The organism is Kitasatospora sp. NPDC054939, assembly GCF_053610105.1.
In genome coordinates this window covers 21,881-42,098 of the sequence record NZ_JBSGXP010000051.1, presented here as the reverse complement: position 1 = coordinate 42,098, position 20,218 = coordinate 21,881, and the positions used below count along the sequence as shown (strand labels likewise).

Annotated in this window: 18 protein-coding genes; 9 read left to right on the top strand and 9 right to left on the bottom strand. The window is 74.2% G+C overall.

The genetic code is table 11. The features are described 5' to 3' along the window. Nucleotides 1-2: 2 nt before the first annotated feature. Nucleotides 3-296, bottom strand: a complete 294-nt coding sequence (locus tag ACWGB8_RS16915) for a hypothetical protein (protein WP_452214261.1) — start codon at nt 294-296, stop codon at nt 3-5. Between the two features lie 179 nt (nt 297-475). Between ACWGB8_RS16915 and ACWGB8_RS16910 the strand changes: the two genes are divergently transcribed. Continuing rightward, nucleotides 476-1,051, top strand: coding sequence for a TerD family protein (locus tag ACWGB8_RS16910; protein ID WP_452214260.1), 576 nt, complete (start codon nt 476-478; stop codon nt 1,049-1,051). Between the two features lie 88 nt (nt 1,052-1,139). Here ACWGB8_RS16910 and ACWGB8_RS16905 read toward each other — a convergent pair whose 3' ends face one another. Continuing rightward, nucleotides 1,140-3,068 carry a stealth conserved region 3 domain-containing protein gene (locus ACWGB8_RS16905; RefSeq protein ID WP_452214259.1) on the bottom strand — a complete coding sequence of 643 codons (1,929 nt, stop codon included), beginning with the start codon at nt 3,066-3,068 and terminating at the stop codon, nt 1,140-1,142. A gap of 608 nt (nt 3,069-3,676) precedes the next feature. Here ACWGB8_RS16905 and ACWGB8_RS16900 point away from each other — a divergent pair. The 4 genes from ACWGB8_RS16900 to ACWGB8_RS16885 all read left to right on the top strand — a co-directional run bounded on the left by ACWGB8_RS16900 (nt 3,677) and on the right by ACWGB8_RS16885 (nt 9,092). Continuing rightward, nucleotides 3,677-5,731 (top strand): oxidoreductase, encoded by a 2,055-nt coding sequence (locus ACWGB8_RS16900; protein ID WP_452214258.1) that lies wholly within the window; start codon nt 3,677-3,679, stop codon nt 5,729-5,731. A 44-nt stretch (nt 5,732-5,775) separates the two neighbouring features. Beyond that, nucleotides 5,776-6,411: a PadR family transcriptional regulator gene (locus ACWGB8_RS16895; protein WP_452214257.1), complete on the top strand. Its 636-nt coding sequence runs from the start codon at nt 5,776-5,778 to the stop codon at nt 6,409-6,411. 101 nt (nt 6,412-6,512) lie between these two features. After that, nucleotides 6,513-7,223, top strand: coding sequence for a hypothetical protein (locus ACWGB8_RS16890; protein WP_452214256.1), 711 nt, complete (start codon nt 6,513-6,515; stop codon nt 7,221-7,223). Between the two features lie 279 nt (nt 7,224-7,502). Next, the gene (locus ACWGB8_RS16885; RefSeq protein WP_452214255.1) at nt 7,503-9,092 is read left to right on the top strand and encodes a protein phosphatase 2C domain-containing protein; all 1,590 of its coding nucleotides are present in this window, start codon (nt 7,503-7,505) and stop codon (nt 9,090-9,092) included. Nucleotides 9,093-9,105: 13 nt separating this feature from the next. Here the strand turns inward: ACWGB8_RS16885 and ACWGB8_RS16880 are convergent, their stop codons facing one another. After that, nucleotides 9,106-9,732, bottom strand: a complete 627-nt coding sequence (locus tag ACWGB8_RS16880) for a TetR/AcrR family transcriptional regulator (RefSeq protein WP_452214254.1) — start codon at nt 9,730-9,732, stop codon at nt 9,106-9,108. Nucleotides 9,733-9,861: 129 nt separating this feature from the next. On the opposite strand from ACWGB8_RS16880, the gene ACWGB8_RS16875 reads away from it, so the two are divergent. Then, nucleotides 9,862-10,086 (top strand): hypothetical protein, encoded by a 225-nt coding sequence (locus ACWGB8_RS16875; protein WP_452214253.1) that lies wholly within the window; start codon nt 9,862-9,864, stop codon nt 10,084-10,086. On the opposite strand, the gene ACWGB8_RS16870 is transcribed toward ACWGB8_RS16875, so the two are convergent. From ACWGB8_RS16870 to ACWGB8_RS16860, 3 genes are all read right to left on the bottom strand, one after another. Next, nucleotides 10,067-10,360, bottom strand: coding sequence for a hypothetical protein (locus tag ACWGB8_RS16870; protein WP_452214252.1), 294 nt, complete (start codon nt 10,358-10,360; stop codon nt 10,067-10,069). The two genes, ACWGB8_RS16875 and ACWGB8_RS16870, sit on opposite strands and share 20 nt — an antisense overlap. A 198-nt stretch (nt 10,361-10,558) precedes the next feature. Beyond that, on the bottom strand, nt 10,559-11,122 hold the full coding sequence (locus ACWGB8_RS16865) for a class IV adenylate cyclase (RefSeq protein WP_452214251.1): 564 nt from the start codon (nt 11,120-11,122) through the stop codon (nt 10,559-10,561). Nucleotides 11,123-11,135: 13 nt separating this feature from the next. Further along, a complete protein-coding gene (locus ACWGB8_RS16860; protein WP_452214250.1) occupies nt 11,136-11,987 on the bottom strand; it encodes a helix-turn-helix domain-containing protein in 852 nt (283 codons plus the stop codon). A gap of 146 nt (nt 11,988-12,133) precedes the next feature. On the opposite strand from ACWGB8_RS16860, the gene ACWGB8_RS16855 reads away from it, so the two are divergent. Beyond that, complete coding sequence (locus ACWGB8_RS16855; protein ID WP_452214249.1) at nt 12,134-12,685, top strand: hypothetical protein; 552 nt, start codon at nt 12,134-12,136, stop codon at nt 12,683-12,685. Between the two features lie 181 nt (nt 12,686-12,866). On the opposite strand, the gene ACWGB8_RS16850 is transcribed toward ACWGB8_RS16855, so the two are convergent. From ACWGB8_RS16850 to ureA, 3 genes are read right to left on the bottom strand one after another with little or no spacing between them, the layout of a single operon-like run. After that, complete coding sequence (locus ACWGB8_RS16850; protein ID WP_452214248.1) at nt 12,867-13,916, bottom strand: agmatine deiminase family protein; 1,050 nt, start codon at nt 13,914-13,916, stop codon at nt 12,867-12,869. A gap of 33 nt (nt 13,917-13,949) precedes the next feature. Next, on the bottom strand, nt 13,950-15,671 hold the full coding sequence (locus ACWGB8_RS16845; protein WP_452214247.1) for an urease subunit alpha: 1,722 nt from the start codon (nt 15,669-15,671) through the stop codon (nt 13,950-13,952). Continuing rightward, nucleotides 15,668-16,378, bottom strand: coding sequence for an urease subunit gamma (gene ureA, locus ACWGB8_RS16840; RefSeq protein WP_452214246.1), 711 nt, complete (start codon nt 16,376-16,378; stop codon nt 15,668-15,670). The genes ACWGB8_RS16845 and ureA overlap by 4 nt, the downstream gene beginning before the upstream one ends. Nucleotides 16,379-16,972: 594 nt before the next feature. On the opposite strand from ureA, the gene ACWGB8_RS16835 reads away from it, so the two are divergent. Then, nucleotides 16,973-17,470 (top strand): ATP-binding protein, encoded by a 498-nt coding sequence (locus ACWGB8_RS16835; protein ID WP_452214245.1) that lies wholly within the window; start codon nt 16,973-16,975, stop codon nt 17,468-17,470. A gap of 307 nt (nt 17,471-17,777) precedes the next feature. Then, the gene (locus tag ACWGB8_RS16830) at nt 17,778-20,081 is read left to right on the top strand and encodes a SpoIIE family protein phosphatase (RefSeq protein ID WP_452214244.1); all 2,304 of its coding nucleotides are present in this window, start codon (nt 17,778-17,780) and stop codon (nt 20,079-20,081) included. The last annotated feature ends 137 nt before the right edge of the window (nt 20,082-20,218 follow it).

Here is a 20,218-nt window from a genome sequence, read left to right as displayed (position 1 = left end):
TGTCAGTGCCCGGTGGTCTCCGGCATCGGCCGTACCGCGCCCGCCAGTTCGAGCGCGCAGGCGAGCGCGCCGTCCCGGTCGGTCTCCCGCTCCAGCCGGACGCTGATCGGCTTCGGCGGCTCCTCGGCCAGCTCGGCGGCCAGTGTGAGCGGGTAGACGCCGTGCCCGTGCACCCGGTGGAAGGCGCACTCCTTGCCGTCCACCAGCAGCTCCGTCTCGGTGATCCAGCCGGAGCGGACGTTCACGGTGACGGAATGGCCGGCCTGGTCGAGGTGGAAGCTGTGCCGCTGGCGCATGGGGAACCTCCCGGGCGTGCACCGACCCCCCGGACCGCCGGTCGACCCCCCGACCGTCAGTCTAGGTCGGGGGGTCGGTGCACGCCCGGCGATCGTGCCCGGCGGATTCTCGTGATCTCTACAGTGCTGTAGATTCTTGCCGAGGATTCCGCGAGGGAGAGCGACCTGAGGAGGGAATCGTGGGAGTTTCGCTGGCCAAGGGCGGCAACGTCTCGCTGACCAAGGAGGCGCCCGGTCTGACCGCCGTCATCATCGGCCTCGGCTGGGACGTGCGCACCACCACGGGTGCCGACTACGACCTGGACGCGAGTGCGCTGCTCTGCAACGCCGTCGGCCGGGTCATCTCCGACCAGCACTTCGTCTTCTTCAACAACCTGCGCAGCCCCGAGGGTTCGGTCGAGCACAGCGGCGACAACCTCACCGGCGGGGGCGACGGCGACGACGAGCAGATCAAGGTCGACCTGGCCACCGTGCCCGGCGACGTCGCCAAGGTGGTGTTCCCGGTGTCCATCTACGACGCGGACGCCCGGCTGCAGAACTTCGGGCAGGTCCGCAACGCCTTCATCCGGGTCGTCGACCAGGCCAACGGCCGGGAGATCGCCCGCTACGACCTGAGCGAGGACGCCTCCTCGGAGACCGCGATGGTCTTCGGCGAGCTCTACCGGCACGGCGCGGAGTGGAAGTTCCGCGCCATCGGCCAGGGGTACGCCTCCGGCCTGCGCGGCATCGCCACCGACTACGGCGTCAACGTCTGATCCGCCGTCCGTCCGAGTGCGGACCCGCGGCACCGCCGCCGACCGGGGTTCCGGCCGGCGGCGGTGCCCGTCCGGGCGCCGCGCCGGTTCAGGCCGCCCGGGCGGCTGCCGCGGCGGGGCGCTCCCACGGCGAGGGCGCCGGGAAGTAGCCGTTCAGGAACTCGGTGACGATGCGCTCCTGCTCCTCGGCCGGGATGCCGTCCCGCACCCCGTCGGCGAGGCAGAACACGTCCGCCCAGCGGGCCGCGTCGAGCTCCGGCAGCCCGGCGAGGTCCTCCCGGCTGTCGGTGGCGAAGTAGCCGTCGTACAGGTGCCCCTCCACCGCGCGGGCGGTGGCGTCGGCGTAGTGCGTCGCCAGGGTGATCGGCGCCAGGTCCGCCGCCGAGCGGAACGGCGAGCGCACCGTACCGGCGAGCACGCCGGAGAAGCGCTCGGCGGCCTCCGCGAGCACGCTGCGCCGCAGCGGGTAGGGCGTGTGCTTGAGGGTGCGCGGATAGGTCCGGCCGACGGCCGAGGCCAGCGCCGCGCGGGTGTTCTTCTGCGCCGCCACGTACACCGAGTCGCCGTCGTGCGCCGCGCCCGGCGGGATCACCCGGCCGTCGGGGAAGTAGCGCGGCAGCCCGTTGCCGAGGAAGAACGCCTGCGGGGAGAGCGGCCGGCCCAGGAACATGTCGTCGTTGAAGTACAGGAAGTGCTCGGCCAGACCGGGGATCAGGTGCAGCCGGGTCTCGATGGCGTGCGAGTTGAAGACCGGCCCGGCGCCGCTGCCGGCGAACAGCTCGCGGTGCGACACGACCGTCAGCCCCGGCACCCCGTCGGCCAGCCAGTGCGGCACCTGGTCGTCGGTGACCAGGAACACCCGGCGGATCCACGGCGCGTACGCGGCGATCGAGCGCAGGCAGTACCGGAGTTCGTCGCGGCTGCGGAAGCGCTGGTCGGCGTCGCCGGAGACGCCCCGCGCGGCCGCGCCGTCCGTCCTGTTCGCCCCTGCCGAGCCGTCCGCCCCTGCCGACCCGGTGAGGGCGGCCCGGGCCAGGGCCCTGCGGCGGCGCCAGGCGGGGTCGGCGTCGTCCACCCAGGTGATCACCGCGTCCACCAGGAAGTCGACCTGGTCGGGGAGCGCGGTGGCGAAGGCGTCCACCAGCGGGTAGCTGCGGCCCGCGATGCGCGTGGTGGCGGTGGCCGCCAGCGAGGGCACCCACCAGCCGAACGGCGTCTCGTCGATGGAGGCGATCGCCCCGGCGGAGGGCGCGGCGGAGTCCCAGAACTCCACGTCGCAACCGGTCTCCGGCCCGTACAGCATGGTGCCGACCAGGGCCGGACGGTAGATCCGGACGCCCTTGACCCGGTCCGCGGGCGGCGGCCCGGCCTCCCCGGCAGCTGCGCGGTCGGCGGCGGGGCCATCTGCGGCTGTGCCGTCTGCCGCTGGGCCCTCCGCGGCCCCGGTCCCCTCCGGGCCCCCGGTGCCCGCGGCCCCGCACTCCCCGCCCGCCGGGACCTCCACCGCGGCGACGGCGGACGGCAACTGCTCCACCAGCACGGTGCCCAGGGTGCGCCCGTGTTCGAGCAGGTCGGCGTAGACGGGCTGCCCGGCGAACGCCGTGGCCAGGGCCGCCAGCACCGCGGGCCGCTCACCCGGGCCGATCGCCAGCCGGTGGCGGGGGCGGCCGTCCGGCACCAGGCCGTGCCCGATCCCGGCCGCCCGCAGCGCGTCGCTGACCTCGGCGAGATTCTCGTCCCGGCGGGGGCCGGGCAGCAGGTCCGCACGCGGCTCGGCCAGGTGCTCGCCGTGCCGGACCGCCCCCGCCCGCGCGGCGAGCACCTGCTCCTCGCGTTCACGGCGGGCGGCGGCGAGCTTTTCCAGCGCCGCCCGCTGGGGGTCGGCCGAGGGCGGCTGCTCCGCGGGCGCGCCGGACTGGGCGGCGGCCTCCGGCAACGGGGGCGCGGGTGCCCGGCGGCGCGTCAGCACGTCGAACGGGCGGCGCGCGGCGGGCAGGAGGTGGCGGCGGATCGACACGGGGGGATGTCTCCGAGGGGGGGATGTGAAATTGACGGCCGTTCACCGGAATTCGGGGGATGGTGTACGGACCGAAAGGTGGCTCCGGTCAGCCTGTCACGCCCCGATGGGTGGTGGCTGGGAACAGGCTGGGAAATTCCTGAATCCCCACGGGTCGGGAGGAATCCGCTGGACAGAGCCGGTGGTCACCGGCGCGCAGCATGTGATCGTACGCGTTCCAGAACGGATTCCGGCGCGATTCCGATAACGATCGCGTGACCTCGGTGGCGGGCCGGGTCCGCCGCCGTGCGGATTTCGGTCGGCTCCGGGTTGGAATGGCGGATGTGTCGGATGTTCCGTACTCGCCGGTACTGATCACGGGCCCTGCGCCGCCGGTTCCGGGGGTCGTGTCGCCGGACCGCGGGCCCCGTGCCGCCGGTTCCGGGAGTCCGCCTGCGCCGATTCCGGGAGTCCGTCGCGCCGGTTCCCGGAGCCGTGGCCCGCGGGGTGTGACCCGCGTCCCCGCGGACCGTTTGTGCAACTGGTTGCAGTCCGGCGCGGAGATGTCCTACCGTTCGGTAACAAAGGTCGGGCGCCGGGGCCCGCCACCGCGCGAGGAGCCGCCGCAGATGTCGCAGACGACGACCGGGACCGACCGGGCCACCGAGTACCCCCACCTGCTGAGCCCGCTCGACCTGGGCTTCACCACCCTCCCCAACCGGGTGCTCATGGGCTCCATGCACGTCGGCCTGGAAGAGGCCCCCGACGGCTTCGAGCGGATGGCCGCCTTCTACGCCGAGCGCGCCCGCGGCGGCGTCGGCCTGATCGTCACCGGCGGCATCGCCCCCAACGAGGCCGGCCGGCCCTGGGGCGGCGGCGCCAAGCTCACCACCGAGGAAGAGGCCGCCGAACACCGCGTCATCACCGACGCCGTGCACGCCGCCGGCGGCCGGATCGCCCTGCAGATCCTGCACTTCGGCCGCTACGCCTACCACCCCGACCTGGTCGCCCCCAGCGCCCTGCAGGCCCCGATCAGCCCTTACGTCCCCAACGCGCTCACCACCGAGCAGGTCGAGCAGACCGTCGAGGACTTCGTCCGCTGCGCCGAACTCGCCAAGGCCGCCGGCTACGACGGCGTCGAGATCATGGGCTCCGAGGGCTACCTCATCAACGAGTTCATCGCCGGCGCCACCAACCACCGCGACGACGAGTGGGGCGGCAGCTACGAGAACCGGATGCGCTTCCCCGTCGAGATCGTCCGCCGCGTCCGCGAGCGGGTCGGCACGGACTTCATCATCGTCTACCGCCTCTCCATGCTCGACCTGATCCCCGGCGGCTCCACCCTCCCCGAGGTGATCGAACTCGCCCGCGCCGTCGAGGCGGCCGGCGCCAGCATCATCAACACCGGCATCGGCTGGCACGAGGCCCGCATCCCCACCATCGCCACCTCCGTGCCCCGCGGCGCCTACGCCTGGGTCACCAAGAAGCTGATGGGCACGGTCGGCGTCCCGCTGGTCGCCGTCAACCGCATCAACACCCCCGAACTCGCCGAGCAGCTGCTCGCCGACGGCAGCGCCGACATGGTCTCGCTCGCCCGCCCGATGCTCGCCGACCCCGACTTCGTCGCCAAGGCCGCCGCCGGCCGCGCCCAGGCCATCAACACCTGCATCGGCTGCAACCAGGCCTGCCTCGACCACACCTTCAGCGGCCTCATCACCTCCTGCCTGGTCAACCCCCGCGCCTGCCACGAGACCGAACTCGTCCTCGCCCCGACCCGGCTGCGCAAGCGCATCGGCATCGTCGGCGCCGGCCCGGCCGGCCTCGCCTGCGCCGTCTCCGCCGCCGAACGCGGCCACGCCGTCACCCTGTTCGACGCGGCCGACGTCGTCGGCGGACAGCTCAACGTCGCCCGCCAGGTGCCCGGCAAGGAGGAGTTCAACGAGACGCTGCGCTACTTCCGCCACCGCATCGAGGAGTTGGGCATCGAGCAGCGCCTCGGCGCCATGATCGACGCGGCCGGCCTCGCCGCCGAGGGCTTCGACGAGGTGGTGCTCGCCACCGGCGTCACCCCGCGCATCCCCGCCGACCTGGAGGGCATCGACCACCCCAGCGTCGTCACCTACCTCGACGTGCTGCGCGACGGCGCCCACGTCGGCGAGCGGGTGGCCGTCCTCGGCGCCGGCGGCATCGGTTTCGACGTCGCCGAGTACCTCACCGACCAGGGCGACGACGCCAGCCTCGACCCGGCCGTCTTCCGCGCCAAGTGGGGCATCGACGGCGAGTACCGCGAGCGCGGCGGCCTCACCCGCCCCGAGCGCCCCAAGCCCCCGCGCAGCGTCCACCTGCTGCAGCGCAAGACCACCAAGGTCGGCGCCGGCCTCGGCAAGACCACCGGCTGGATCCACCGCACCGAACTCAAGCACCGCGGCGTGGTGATGGTCCCCGGCGTCAGCTACGAGCGGATCGACGACGCCGGCCTGCACATCCTGCTCGACGGCGAGCGGCAGGTCCTGCCCGTCGACACCGTCGTCCTCTGCACCGGGCAGGAGCCGCGCCGCGACCTCCTCGACGCCCTGAGCGAGCACGGCATCACCGCCCACCTCATCGGCGGCGCCGACGTCGCCGCCGAACTCGACGCCAAGCGCGCCATCAAGCAGGGCACCGAGCTCGCCGCCTCGCTCTGATCGCTCGGAGCCGGGGGCCGTGGACACACCCTAGGATCGGGCCCATGTCGCTGCCGCACGCCATCCTCACCGCCCTGCTGGAGAAGCCGTCCTCGGGGCTGGAGCTGACCCGGCGGTTCGACAGGTCCATCGGCTACTTCTGGTCCGCCACCCACCAGCAGATCTACCGCGAACTGGGCCGGCTGGAGACGTCCGGACTCATCCGGGCACTGCCCCAGGCCGGCCCGGTCCGCGGCCAGAAGAAGCAGTACGAAGTCCTGCCCGCAGGCCGGGCCGCCCTCGTCGACTGGGTCGCCGAGAGCCAGGACCCCAAGCCGGTCCGCGAACCGCTGCTGCTGCGCCTGCGCGCCGCAGCGGTGGTCGGACCGGCCGGACTGGAGACCGAACTTGAACGCCGACTCGCCCTCCACCGCGCCCAGTTGGCGCAGTACCAGGAGATCGAACGGCGGGACTTCCCGGCCGAGCGGGCGGCCGAGGAGAACCGGCTCCAGCACGCCGTGCTGCGGGCCGGCATCGGCCTGGAGACCTTCTGGGTCCAATGGCTCACCGAGACCCTGACGGAGGCCTCCGCCGAGCTGGCGGGCGCACCGCTCGAACCGGCGGGGGCGGCGGACGGTGCGGGCGACGGCGCTGCCGCCGCGGGACGGGACGGCGCCGCCACCGGCCCCGACCCGGCCTGAACTGCGGGGCGCACGGCCCGGTGGGAGACTTGGAGCATCCCCTCCAGTCCCTCCAGCCCGTCCAGTCCGTTCCCCAGCCGACCCCGGAACGGGGGTACCCCGTGCCTTCGCCGCGACCGCTCCTCAAGCCGCTCCTGGCACTCGCCACCGCCACCGCTCTCGCCTTCGGCGGTGCCGGCCTGACGTCGGGCGCGGCCGCCGCCCCCGTCGCCCTGCCCACCGACGCCCAGCTCAAGGCCGCCCTGCTCACCGTGGACGACCTCGGCTCCGAGTTCACCGTGGTGCCCCCCGACCCCGGCGCCGCCGAGGAGGACCCGCCCATCAGCGGGTGCGAGGACCTGGTGAACCTGATCAAGGACCTGCAGCAGAGCCCGCCCGCCTCCGACACCTGGGAGGCCGTGGAGTTCGTCGGCCCCGACGACAACCCGTCGATCTCGCAGGCCCTGATGACCGAGGACTCCGACCAGCTGACGACCGACTTCAACGAGGCGTCGGCCGCGTTCGACAACTGCACCTCGTTCACCGTCGGTGAGGAGTTCGGTACCGAATTCACCGTCAAACCCGTCACCCTGGGCGACCGTCCCGAGGCCCCCGCCGTCCAACTCGACACCACCTTCTTCGGCGTCCCGTTCAACGGCTACCTCGGGCTCGAACGCTTCGGCCCGGTCGGCATGGCGTACCTGTTCTTCCAGAGCGGCGAGGACAGCCCCGACGCCGCCAAGAAGTACTACAACACCGCCGTCGCCAAGGTCGAACGCGTGCTCGGCACCCAGGCCGGGAGCACCGCCGCCGAGGTCGGCAACCCCGGCTGACCCGCCGTCCGCCGCCGTCCTCCGCTGCACGCCCGCCGCACTCCGCCGCACACTGCTGCACGCCGCCGCACTCCGCGTCCTCCGGGACGGGGAGTGCGGCGGGGACGTGCGGTCGGGGTGGGCCCGCGGCGGGATGACGGGTGCACGGCGATACGTCCGGGATCATCCGATCGGTGACCGGTTGTCGCCGAAACCCGGACAGCGTCGTTGCACTTGGGGACAATGACGTCGAGTCCGGCCCCGCCGGGGGCGGCGACACCACGGAGCAGGAGCCGCCAGATGAGCAAGCAGGGCACACCCGTCGGCCACCGACCGGAAGACGGCTGGTGGGACACGGTCTACGAAGGGCCGGCCGGCGCCCTGCGCGACATCCCGGACACCCCGGCGGGCGAGGGCACCGTCGACGACTGGTTCGACACCGCGGCCGGCCTCATCGGCCGCCAGCGCGCGGCAGGACCGGAGGCCGCCGGGGGCGGTGACGCGGCCGGTGACACGGCCGGGGTCAGTGGCGTGGACGCTGCGCCGGGGGCGCCCGTGGCCGAGCAGGGCCTCCTGGAGCGGGACAGCATCGACGACTGGTTCGACACCGCCGTCGGGGTCATCGCCCCGCAGCGCACCCGTGAACCCGCCGGCGAACCGGACGGCGCACCGGACCCCGAGCTCATCGACGAGCCCGCCGGGACCCCCGCGGCGGAGCCGGACCACACCCGCAAGTTCGAGGCCCCGGGCTGGGCCGCCCGCGCCGAGGAGCAGGCCGCGCCCGCCGCCCCGGTCGAGCCGGTCGAGCCGGAAGCCGCGGTCGAGCCCGCGCCCATGCCCGAGGCCGCAGCTCCGGCCCCCGTCGCGCAGGCCGCCCCGGAGGCCCCCGCCCCCGCCGCGCCGCCGGCCCACCGCCCCGCGGCCGTCCGCCCGCCCGTCCCGGCCCCGGTGTCCACCTCCACCCCCGCGATGCCGCACGTCGGCGAGCGGCCGCCCACCTACGGCCCCGAGCCCACCACCGTCCCCGAGGCGGACCCGGCCTCGCTCGGCGGGGCCGTCCCCGACACCGTGCTGGAGGGCGCCCAGTACGGCGCCGCCACCCTCCGGGCCGCCTCCGTCCGCGGCGACAGCGCCCGCTACCGGGGCGAACCCCGGCGCGACGCGCTGCTGGTGACCCGCTTCGGCGACGGCCCGGACGGCCTGCTGCTGGCCGCCCTCGCCGGCTACGACCGCACCGCCGAAGGCACGGCGGACGCCCCGGCACCCGCCGCCGTGGCCACCGCCGCCGCCGAATCCTGCCGCCAGCTCGCCGCCGCCATCGGCCGCAGCCGGGCCGAACTCGCCGCCGACCTGCGCGACGGCGCCCGCGACCGCCTCCGGTACGGCCTCCAGCGGCTCGCCACCGGCGCGGCGGCCCCCCTGCGCGCCCTCGCCCCGGCCGGCCCGGAGGACCCGGACGGCGGCTCCGCGCCCGAGGCCGCCTCCCTTCACTGCCTGCTGCTCTCCCTCGACCCGGCGGCCGGCCACCGGGCCGCTTTCGGCGTCGGGCCCGGCGGGCTGTACCTGCTGCGCTCCGGGCACTGGATCGACGCGTACGCGGCCCGGCTGCTCCACCACCCCGACGGCCAGCCGCCGCTGCCCGGCACCCCGGTGCCGGAACCGCGCCCGTTCCGCTTCCGGCTCGTCCCGGCGACCCCGGGCGACGTCCTGCTGCTCTGCACCCCCGGCCTGGCCGACCCGGTCGCCGACGAACCGGCGGTCGCCCGCTTCCTCGCCGACCACTGGGCGCACCCGCACCCCCCGGGCACGGTCGACTTCCTGCGGCAGGTCCAGGTCCGGGCCAAGGGCTACGCGGACGACCGCACGGCCGCCGCGCTCTGGACCGAGTGACCCGCGGGACGGTTCAGCGCCCGCCCAGCAGCACCCGGCAGACCGCCTCCGCCCGGGCCAGGGCCTCGTCCCGCCGGGCACCCGGCAGCCCGATCGCCACCGGCACGGCCAGTCCGTCCAGCAGCGCCCGGATCTGCGCGGCCCGCTCGGCGGCCGGTCCGGGCGCGTCCGTGCCCGTGCCGTCCGGGGCGAACAGCCCGGCCGCGGTGCCGTCCTCGATCAGCGCGACCAGGTCGGCCTGCCAGGGCGCCTCGATCTCCAACTGCCCCCGCCGGAGCTCCTCGCTGGCGGGGGAGCGGCCCCACACCTCGACCCAGAGGATCCAGCGCGGGTCGCCGGCGCCGACCGGCAGGTAGAGGCCGGTGTAGTCGGCGAGCCGCTGCCACACGTCGCGCCCGCCGTCGGCCAGGGCCTCGCGGCGGCGGGTGCCCAACTGCTCCTCGGACCAGCGCAGGGTCTCCAGCAGCAACTGGTCCTTGCTGCCGAAGTAGTACAGCAGGTGCCCGGCGCTCATCTGCAACTGCTTGCCGAGCCCGGCCATGGTCAGTTTGGCGAGCCCGTGCTCCGCGATCGCGGCCCGCGCCGTCGCGAAGACCTCCTCACGGGGTCGCGCCGGGCGGCGCTGACGGGCCTGCGCCATCTGCTGATCTCCTCCGTTGCCGAGGCCCCCACGATACTGGCCGTGTCCGGCGAGCCACGGAGCGGTTCACGGGGAAGCCCTGCGGGTACGAACCGAGTGGTCCCGTCCCCGACCCGAGGAGGTGGCCGGATGGCCGTCCTGCTCGCCCTGTTCGCCGGGCTCGCCCTGGTGGTGGCCGCCCTCGCCGTCCACCTGCACCGCCGTGCCGACGGCCCCACCGAGAACGTCGACGGCATCCTCGCCGAACGCGCCCGGCAGGCCCACCTGCACGCCGTGCGCTCCTCCTGCACCTCCGTCGCCATGCACAGCACCCACGGCCTCACCACCGACGACCTCACCCGCCACCGCCCCTGAGCCACTCCCGGGGCCACCACGACCCACGCGGCCGGTCCTCCCACTCGCGTGCGATCCGCGCCGCCGCGACCAGGTCCACCGGGGGCTCGCCCAGGCCCTCGATCTCCCAGTAGCGGGCCAGGCGCCGCCGCAGTCCGTCCGGATCGGCCCGCCCGGCCGGCCTGGCGACGACCTCGCCCTCCACCGCCCCGCTCAGCTCCACCACGCTCGCCGCCGGCACCAGGCTGTTGGGCGCCGGGGCCTCCGGGTCGTCCTCGTAGTCCCGCCGCCCCATGCCACCCCTCCACCCGCCGCCGTCCGCGCCCGCAGCGTACCGAAACCGCCGCACGACCGCGGACCCGTCGCGGGGCGCGACGGGTCCGCGCGAGTGGGGTGAGGTGACGTCAGGCGCCGTGCTGCTGAAGGGTGATGATGCACTGGACGCCGCCCCCGCCCGGACGCCCGGGCCGGGGGCGGTTTCCCGTGCGTGGGGTCAGTTCGGGCGCGCCGCGGCGACGGCGTCGGTGTACAGCTCGTTGGTCAGGTCGTCCTCGCCGATGTTGAGGTCGGCCAGGACGGCGCGCACCACGTCGAGCGCGGGCCCGAGGTCGTCGTCCTCGGCGGCGGTCTCCACCTCGATGAACGTCGCGTCGCCCAGCTCCGGGACGCGCACGAGGGTGGCGAGCAGCGCGCGCCCCTCGCGGCTGAAGCGGTAGTTGCGGCAGCGCTTCTCGAACGCGATGCACGGGACGTAGCCGAGGCCGCGCATGATCGCGTGTCCGGCGTCCGGGTCGTTGAGTTCGGTTTCAGACTCCGGCTTCGACCCGGACTCGTCCACACGGGGCCCCTTGTACGTGAGCACCGTGCGGGTGGCGCCGGGGCTGTGCACGGTGCGGATGCGCAACTCACGGTCGGCGGCCATGAGGCTGCCGTCCGGGGCGTCGTAGTAGGTGTCACGGTAGACCTCGGCGCGGCCCGCGCCGTGCTGGGCCTCCAGCTTGGTGAGGACGCCCTCGGGGTCCCGCACGTGGGCTTTCAGCTCGGCCTCGATCGGCATCGTCGTCCCTCCGTCAGATCACGCGCTCGGCGCCGTCCATGATCGCCTCGAACTGCCGCCGCCAGCCCCGGTAGAGCGGGCCGGCGGGCGTCGGCAGCACCTTGTACGTGGCCGATTCGTGGCCCTCCCAATCTGCATCGAAGCACCCGACGTACAGAGTCCGGTCGAGCCTGATGATCCGCCACACCGGCAGCGTGCGGTACCGGTAGACCTCGACCCGGCCTTCCGCCGACAGCTCTCTCAGACGTGCCTCGGCCAGCCGGATCCCGCCGGCCAGAGACTCGACAGACTCCCCGATCTCAGCGGCCCGGCGTGCGGCGGCCGGCGAGTCCGGGTCGAGCAGCAGCACGCGCAGGTGCGGTGCGGGATCGCCGTCGCGGTCGAGATCCCGGCGCAGCAGGGAGTCGCTGAGGGCGAGCAGGCCGAGGCCGCGGACGGCGAGGACGTCCAGCTCGGCGGCGGACCGGGCGGCCCGCTGGATCTCTGCGGTGGCCGACGCTTGGTCGCTGTAGACGCGGATGATCTCGGGGATGGCAGCGAGGTCGAACGCATCACCGGGGTGCCGGCGCCCGTCGGATCGGCGGGCGAGGCCGAGGGCGCGGCGTGCGTCGTCGGGGAGACCGAGGCCGTCGGCGATCCGCTCGAACACGTCCAGGCGGTGGACTTCCCGCCGTCCGTTGATGATCTCGTTCACCCTGCCCTGGGTCATCCCGGTCTGCGCGGCGATCCCCGCCTGGCTGGCCCCGCTGTGGTGCTGGACGTACCGCATCACCGCGGCGAGGTCCCGGCGTCGCAGCGCATCGCGAACTTCCTCGTTCTGCCATGCGAGGTCCGGAAGCCTGATCGGTTCGAGCGCGGTTCCCATGGTCGCCGCCTCCTGCCTCCCGAAGTCATCTCACAGTGAGATTACCGCCAGGGGATGGGGATTGACGTCCACTCAGTCGATGCTGTTGGAGTGCCGGAGCGTGTCCAGGGGGACCCGACCGCACGCTGCGACCCGACGGAGGACTGATGACGCACACCCACCTGACCGCCCCCGGTTCGCCCGGCGGACCCATCGCCGAGCCGGAGGAGCTGACGGTCGCCGTCGACGGGTTCCTCGACCCGGTGACCGAGCCGATCGAGAGGGCGCTCACCACGCTGTGGCAGACCCTGCGAGACATGTCTCTCCGGCCCAACTACCGCGAGGCCATGCGCCTGCTGGTGGGCGTCGGCCGCACCGAAGCGGTGGAGTGGCAACTGGACTTCCACGGGCGCCTGGACGTCGAGGTGATCCTCACTGACGGGCGGCGCGTTCAGGTTCGAGCGTGGCGGGGGCAGTGGCAGTCGCCGGCGCAGCGGGTTGCAGACATGTACCGGCCGGAGAAGGTGCCCACGGACGGGGGCTGTGCAGGGGGGTGGGGCGTGCGGAACGTCGAGTCCGGAGACTTGGTTCGGCAGGGCCCCGGTTGCCTCGTGTTCGGCAGCGAGGGGGCTGCGCAGGCGTGGGTGGGCCGTCAGGTGACCCTGGCCGGGTGCGGCGGGTACCAGCCTGCCGATGCCGCGCCGACCGCTGCCCAATGATTGGCGGTTGATGGGCGCCAGGCGTGTTGCCTGGCGCCCATCGTTTCGAACTTCCATGATCCACTGGGAGGGCATGGGAGATGGCCTTGCGGGGCTACTGTGAGTTCCTGCCGGCCACTGCCGTGATCCGCGAAGCCGCTAGGTCATCCCCGCAGGTCAAGGGCGGTGACCTGCAAGAACATCAGGCGCTGGGCTGCTGCTGGGTGATGCAGTGGATGCCGCCGCCGTTGGCGAAGATGCCGCGGGCGTCGACGAGTTCGACGGTGCGGCCGGGGTAGGCCTGCTCCAGGACGGCCTTGGCCTCGGCGTCGCGGGGGTCGTCGAAGGCGCAGAGGACGACGGCGCCGTTGCAGACGTAGTGGTTGATGTAGGAATAGTCGACCGGCTCGCCGTCCTCGTCCAGCAGGACGGTGGGGGCGGGGAGTTCGACGACCTCCAGCTGTCGGCCCCGGGCGTCGGTGGAGGCGCGCAGGATGGCGACGAGCTCCTGGCAGACGGCGTGGTCGGGGTGCGCGGGGTCGGGCTGGACGTGTGCGACGACGACACCGGGGCGGACGAAGGAGGCGACGATGTCGATGTGGCCCCGGGTGCCGAACTCGTCGTAGTCGCGGGTGAGTCCGCGGGGCAGCCAGACGGCCTTGGTGGTGCCGAGGTGGGCGTGCAGTTCGGCCTCGACCTCTTCGCGGGTCCAGTCGGAGTTGCGGCCCTCGCCGAGCTGGACGGTGTCGGTGACCAGGACGGTGCCCTCGCCGTCGACGTGGATGCCGCCGCCCTCGTTGATCAGGCGGGAGGCGAAGCGCCGGGCGCCCGTCAGTTCGCTGATGTGCTCGGCGATGTGCTGGTCGTCGTCCCAGCGGGCCCAGGACTGGGCGCCCCAGCCGTTGAAGATCCAGTCGGCGGCGGCGACGGCGCCGTTGCCGTCGGTCAGGAAGGTCGGGCCGATGTCGCGCATCCAGGCGTCGTCGAGCGGGCGCTCGACGATCTCGATCTGCTCGGAGACGTACTTGCGGGCCTCGGCGGTCTCGCCGGTGTTGACGACCAGGGTGACGGGCTCGTACCGGACGATGGTGTTCGCGACGGCGGCCCAGGCCTCGCGGCCGGCGTGCAGGTTCTCCGGGGTGTCGAAGGTGGGGTTGGTGGTGGGGAAGGCCATCCAGGTGCGGTCGTGCGGGGCCCATTCGGCGGGCATGGTGAAGCCGAGCTGGGCGGGGGTGACGGCAGGGGTGGTCATGTGGGTGGAGTCCTATGCAGCAGGGAAGGGTGTTCAGAGGAAGTAGAGGCGGCTGAGCGAGACGCTGTCGGCGGGTTCGGAGCGCAGCGGTTCGCCGTCGAGCGAGACCAGGCCGGTTTCGGTGACGTCGACGTCGCCGATCCGGGCGTTGCGGACCATGTCGCGCGGGCCGATGCCGCGGGTGCCGCGGACGCCGACGCGGCGGCGGCGGGTGGGGAGGCCGTCGGCGGGGCGGTCGAGGTAGGCGCCGTCGGCGGCGGCCTGGGCGACGAAGGCGACCGAGATGTCGGCGGCGGTGGCCCCGTGGGCGCCGAATTGGGGCCCCAGGACGAGGGGTTCGCAGCGGTCGGTGGAGGCGTTGGGGTCGCCGACGACGCCGTAGGCGGGGAAGCCGGCCTTGAGGACGAGCTGCGGTTTGGCGCCGAAGTGGTCGGGGCGCCACAGCACGATGTCGGCGAGTTTGCCGATCTCGATGGAGCCGACCTCGTGGGCGAGGCCGTGGGCGATGGCGGGGTTGATGGTGAGCTTGGCGATGTAGCGCAGGACGCGTTCGTTGTCGTCGCCGCCCTCGGCGGTGCCGTAGGAACCGGTGCCGTCGAGGGGACCGAGTTCGGCCTTCATCTTGCCGGCCATGGCGAAGGTGCGGCGTACGGTCTCGCCGGCGCGGCCCATGCCCTGGGCGTCGGAGGAGGTGATGCCGATGGCGCCGAGGTCGTGCAGGACGTCCTCGGCCCCCATGGTGCCGGCGCGGATGCGGTCGCGGGCCATGGCGGCGTCGCCGGGCAGGTCGACCTTGAGGTCGTGCGCGGAGACGATCATGCCGAAGTGCTCGCCGAGGGCGTCGCGGCCGAACGGCAGGGTGGGGTTGGTGGAGGAGCCGATGACGTTGGGGACGCCGGCCATCTTGAGCACGTTGGGGACGTGTCCGCCGCCGCAGCCCTCGATGTGGAAGGCGTGGATGGTCCGGCCGTCCAGCACCTTGAGGGTGTCCTCGACGGAGAGGCACTCGTTGAGGCCGTCGGTGTGGAGGGCGACCTGGACGTCGTACTCCTCGGCGACGCGCAGGGCGGTGTCGAGGGCGCGGGTGTGGGCGCCCATGTCCTCGTGGACCTTGAAGCCGGAGGCGCCGCCCTCGGCGAGGGCCTCGACGAGGGGGGCCGGGTCGGAGGACGAACCGCGGCCGAGGAAGCCGATGTTGACGGGCCAGGCGTCGAAGGCGTTGAAGGCGTGGCGCAGCGCCCAGGGGGAGTTGACGCCGACGCCCCAGACCGGGCCGAACTCCTGGCCGATGATCGTGGTGACGCCGGAGGCGAGCGAGGCCTCCATGATCCGCGGCGACAGCAGGTGGACGTGGGTGTCGATGGCGCCGGCGGTGGCGATCATGCCTTCGCCGGAGACGATGGTGGTGCCGGTGCCGACGACGACGTCGACGCCGTCGAGGGTGTCGGGGTTGCCGGCGCGTCCGATCGAGGCGATCCGGCCGTTGATCAGGCCGATCGAGGTCTTGCGGATGCCCTGGACCGCGTCGATCACCAGGACGTTGCTGATCACCACGTCGCAGGTGTCGCGGACGGCGGCGGGCTTGAGGTGCAGGCCGTCGCGGGCGGTCTTGCCGAAGCCGGCCAGGAACTCGTCGCCGGGTGCCTGCGAGTCGGCTTCGACGCGGACGATCAGGCCGGAGTCGCCGAGCCGGATGCGGTCGCCGGCGCGCGGGCCGTGTACGGAGATGTAGTCATGGGGGGTGATGGCGGTCACGATTCCACCTCCGCGTCGTCGAAGTTGGTGAGGTAGCCGGTCGCGCGGGCCTTCTCCAGGGCGGCCTCCTTCGCCCCGGGCGCGTCGAGAGGGCCGTCCACGAGCCCGGCGAAGCCGATGGCGACCCGCGCGCCGCCGATCGGGACGAGGCCGACCTCGACGGTGGCGCCGGGGTCGAAGCGGACCGAGGAGCCGGCGGGTACGGCGAGGTGGGTGCCGTAGGCGGCGGCGCGGTCGAAGGCGAGCCGCGGGTTGGCCTCGAAGAAGTGGAAGTGAGAGGTGACGGAGATCGGCACGCCGGAGGTGTTGTGGACGGGCAGGACGAGGGTCTCCTCGACGGGGTCGTAGCCCGCGCCGTCGCCGATCAGGGCGCCGCCGGGGGCGTCGTCGCCGAGCGAGCCGGCCCCCTTGAACGGGTCGTTGACGACGGCGAGCCGGGTGCCGTCGTCGAACACGGCCTCCACCTGGACGACCGTGACGACGTCCGGCACGCCGGGCAGCACGTCGGCGGCGGTGAGCACGGAGCGGCCGGCCTCGATGGCCTCGGCGAGGCGGCGGCCGTCGCGGGCGGCCTCGCAGACGGTGTCCGCGATCAGCGCGGTGGCCTCGGGGATGTTGAGGCGTACGCCCCGGGCCCGGCGGGCGCGGGCCAGCTCGGCTGCTGTGAAGATCAGCAGCCGGTCCCGTTCGGTGGGGGTCAGTCGCATGGTTCCTCGCTCGCGGTCGCCGGTGGGTTGGCGGTCCGGGCCGGGTCGGCGCACGGGTGGGACGGGGGTGTTCCTGGGTGTTCCGGTGGTGGGACGGGTGGGGCGCGTAGGACGGGTGGACGGTGCGGTGGGCGGTGGGCGGTTCCGAAGTTAGAACGCCGTTCAAACGTTGCTGGCCATTGAACCCGGACGGAGTCGCCCTGTCCAGCCTTCCTGCTCCGGGCCGCTCCGGCGCGCCGGACGCGGCCATGGGTGGGGGCGGGCGCGGGCGCGGACACCCGTGGGCGGGCACGGCTGCGGGCGGGAGCCGCGGCGCGCGGTGGCGGCGGCGCGCCGGGCGGCCGGACGGAGCGCGGGGCGCACGGCCGCGTACGCACGGCCCTCGAAAACCGTCCTGCGCGTCGCAAACCTGTCCGGAGCGGTGAGTTGGATCACGCGCGGCTCCGCGTGCCTCCTTCACCCCAGGTGATCGCACGCACACTGTTGCAAACGCCGTCAACTGGGCATGAGGATGGGTGGTCAGAACGAGGGGCTGCCCGGCCGGCGGGGGATCCGGTACCGGGTGCCCGTATCCGAGGGCGGGGGCAGGTCTTGATGGACGGTCAGTCGCGATTCCCGCGGCAGCGGACGAGTTCGGGGGACGCATACCGGCCGAGGCCCCAGGGGGGCGCGACGGCGTCCGGCACCCCGGCGCCGGGGTGCGCGCTGAACCGCAGGCTGCACCTGGCACTCGATGCGGCCGACCTCGTGGGGGTGGGGGCGGTCCGCCACCGGCTCCGGTCGGCGCTGAGCCACTGGGGGGTGCCGGAGCTGGCCGACACGGCGGAGCTGCTCTCCTCCGAGCTGGTCACCAACGCCCTGCTGCACACCTCGGACGGCGCGGTCTTCGACGCCACGCTCTCCGCCGACCAGCGGCTGCGGATCGAGGTCAAGGACGGTGCGGCCAGGCTCCCGGGGCGCCGCCGCGACCCGGACGCGGAGTACGCCACGTCCGGCCGCGGGCTGATGCTGGTCGAGGCGCTGGCGGACGACTGGGGCGTGCAGCTGCGCGGCGACGGCAAGGTCACCTGGTTCGAGCTGGCCCATTCCTGAGCGGTTGCGCCGCCTCCTCGGGTCGGAGGCACCCGAAGCTCCCGGGAATGCCGTCGTTCGCCATCGAACGACACCTGTGCGGAAGGGCGTACGGAGAGTGGCCCGGAAGATTCCCGGCCCGTTCCCATTGCCGCTCGGCCGAACATTGGAGGAGGATGGTGGAAATCTGTGCCCATGTGCGCGAAGCGGCGGGGAGGCCAACCTCGACCGACCAGCGCCCGGGCACCGTCCGAACCAGCACCACCCACCACACCGCCTCGCGGCCCGCCCGGACGGCGCGGTCCGCCACGGCAGCGGCAGGAGCAGCATGCCCACTGAGCCCGAGTCGCCGGGGCCGGCGCTTCCGCCCGGCCCGCCCGCGGCCGACGCGCCCGGGGTGACCGGGCCCGCCGACGCGCCCGCACCGGCCCAGCCCGCGACCGCGCGCGGCCGCGTCCGTCCGCCCGCCCAGGCGGTCCGCCGGCACGCGCTGCGGACGGCACCCGGGGTGGCCGCCGGGCGGCTGGCGCCGACACTCTCGGGCGGCCTGCCCGCCGTCTCCGGCGACTCCACGCCGGACTGGCTGGAGCCCGCCATGGCGGCCAACGGCATCGGCTCCTTCGACTGGGACATCCGCCGGGACGTCCTGGAGGGCGACCAGCGGGCCTGCGCCATCCTCGGACTGGACCGGCTCGACCGCGGCCGCTTCGACCGCACCTCGGCCTCCTTCCTGGCGCTGCTCCACCCCGAGGACGCCCCGGTGGTCAAACGCCGGGTGGAGCGGGCCGTCGCCGAGCTGGGCCAGTGCGGCGCGTACTACCGCACGGTCGGCATCAACGGCACGACCCGCGCGGTGCGCTTCCGCGGCCGGGTGCTGGCCGACGCCTTCGGCCGGGCCTCCCGGATGGTCGGCTTCGTCTGGGACGCCACCGTCGAGCTGCACAAGCGCGACCGCGCCGACCGGATGGCCCTGCTGCGCGAGGAGCGCTCGCGCTTCATCAAGGAGGCCGCCCGGGCGCTGTCCGAGGCGGTCACCGTCCGCGACGTGGCCAGGGTCTTCACCGAGCTGCCGCTGCCCGGGCTGCCGCCGGACGGCCTGGCGCTGGCCGCCTTCGAGGCGGGCCGGGTGCAGATCCTGGGGGCCAGCGGCTACCGGCAGCAGGAGCTGTCCGTCTACGACCGCTCGGTGCTGCCCGTCAACCACCCGGCCAGCGAGGCGCTCAAGCACCGCACCCCGGTCTTCGTCGCCAGCCAGCAGGAGTACCTGGAGCGCTACCCCGAGACCTGGGAGACCGCCCGGCGCACCGGCCGCAGCTCCTGGGCGTTCCTGCCGCTGGTCGCCAGCGGCCGGCCGATCGGCGTCTGCGTGGTCAGCTTCGACGACGACCGCGAGCTGGACGCCGACGAGCGCACCCTGCTGACCACGCTCGGCGGGCTGGTCGCCCAGTCGCTGGCCCGCGCCCGGCTGCACGACGCGGAGCACGAGCTGGCGGCCGGCCTGCAGCGGGTGATGCTGCCGCGCACCGTGCCGTCGGTGCCCGGGGTGACCACCGCCGTCCGCTACCTGGCGGCCGGCTCCGGCCTGCAGATCGGCGGCGACTGGTACGACGTCGTCCCGCTGCCCGGCGGGCACGTCGGCCTGGTGATCGGCGACGTGCAGGGCCACGACGTGCACGCGGCGGGCATCATGGGCCAGCTGCGGATCGCCCTGCGCGCCTACGCGGCCGAGGGCCACCCGCCGGCCGCCGTGATGGCCCGGGCCTCCCGCTTCCTGGCCGACCTGGACACCGACCACTTCGCGACCTGCACCTACGCCGAGGTGAACGTCGACTACGGCGTGGTGTACGCGGTCCGGGCGGGCCACCTCGACCCCGTGGTCCGGCGCTCGGACGGCAGCGTCACCGTCGTCCCGGTCGCGGGCGGGCTGCCGCTGGGCATCGCCCCGGACGAGGAGTACCGGGTCACCCGGTTCAGCCTCGACCCGGGCGAGACCGTGCTGCTCTGCACCGACGGCCTGGTCGAGGCCCGCGGCATGGACCTCGACGAGGGCATCGGCCGGCTCACCCACGCGCTCGGCGGCCTCCTCCCGGCGGTCGGCGAATCGCCCCGCGACCCGCTGGAGGACCTCGCCGACCGGATCGCCTCCCAGGCGGCCGACCTGGGCGAGCGCGAGGACGACATAGCGCTGCTGCTCCTGCGCTGGGACGGCCCGGCGGGCGGCCTGGCCGCCCAGCAGCTGCGCCGCCGGGTGGGGCAGGCGGACCTCGCCCGGATCGCCGAGGTCCGCGCCGAGCTGCGGGACGCGCTGCGCCGCTGGGGGGTCGCCGAACTGGTCGACACCGCGGAGCTGCTCGCCTCCGAGCTGGTCACCAACGCCATCCGGCACACCGACCGGGACGCCATGTTCACCGCCCGGCTCTACCGGGAGGCGGCCGACGGCCGGGCCCGGCTGCGGGTCGAGGTGGAGGACGAGTCGGACCTCTGGCCGACCCGCCGCACCCCGGGGGAGCAGGCGTCCTCCGGCCGCGGGCTGATGCTGGTGGAGGCGCTGGCGGACGGCTGGGGCGTGGAGCCGCGGGGCACCGGCAAGCGGATGTGGTTCGAGCTCACCGCGACGCCCGTGGCCGCCTGAGGCCGGATCCGGGTCTCCCGGGTCTTCCAGGTCTCCCGCGCCGCCCCGGGCCGCCCCGCCCCGGGCGACCGGCGGCGGGCCGGGGCGCGGCGACCGCCCGGACCGCCGCTGCGGTCGGGCGGTCCGGGCGGAGGGGC

Coding starts and splice junctions, on each gene's coding strand:
- ACWGB8_RS16915 (WP_452214261.1), bottom strand. CDS start 296: ATGCGCCAGCGGCACAGCTTCCACCTCGACCAGGCCGGCCATTCCGTC.
- ACWGB8_RS16900 (WP_452214258.1), top strand. CDS start 3,677: ATGTCGCAGACGACGACCGGGACCGACCGGGCCACCGAGTACCCCCAC.
- ACWGB8_RS16895 (WP_452214257.1), top strand. CDS start 5,776: ATGTCGCTGCCGCACGCCATCCTCACCGCCCTGCTGGAGAAGCCGTCC.
- ACWGB8_RS16885 (WP_452214255.1), top strand. CDS start 7,503: ATGAGCAAGCAGGGCACACCCGTCGGCCACCGACCGGAAGACGGCTGG.
- ACWGB8_RS16880 (WP_452214254.1), bottom strand. CDS start 9,732: ATGGCGCAGGCCCGTCAGCGCCGCCCGGCGCGACCCCGTGAGGAGGTC.
- ACWGB8_RS16875 (WP_452214253.1), top strand. CDS start 9,862: ATGGCCGTCCTGCTCGCCCTGTTCGCCGGGCTCGCCCTGGTGGTGGCC.
- ACWGB8_RS16870 (WP_452214252.1), bottom strand. CDS start 10,360: ATGGGGCGGCGGGACTACGAGGACGACCCGGAGGCCCCGGCGCCCAAC.
- ACWGB8_RS16865 (WP_452214251.1), bottom strand. CDS start 11,122: ATGCCGATCGAGGCCGAGCTGAAAGCCCACGTGCGGGACCCCGAGGGC.
- ACWGB8_RS16860 (WP_452214250.1), bottom strand. CDS start 11,987: ATGGGAACCGCGCTCGAACCGATCAGGCTTCCGGACCTCGCATGGCAG.
- ACWGB8_RS16855 (WP_452214249.1), top strand. CDS start 12,134: ATGACGCACACCCACCTGACCGCCCCCGGTTCGCCCGGCGGACCCATC.
- ACWGB8_RS16850 (WP_452214248.1), bottom strand. CDS start 13,916: ATGACCACCCCTGCCGTCACCCCCGCCCAGCTCGGCTTCACCATGCCC.
- ureA (WP_452214246.1), bottom strand. CDS start 16,378: ATGCGACTGACCCCCACCGAACGGGACCGGCTGCTGATCTTCACAGCA.
- ACWGB8_RS16835 (WP_452214245.1), top strand. CDS start 16,973: ATGGACGGTCAGTCGCGATTCCCGCGGCAGCGGACGAGTTCGGGGGAC.
- ACWGB8_RS16830 (WP_452214244.1), top strand. CDS start 17,778: ATGCCCACTGAGCCCGAGTCGCCGGGGCCGGCGCTTCCGCCCGGCCCG.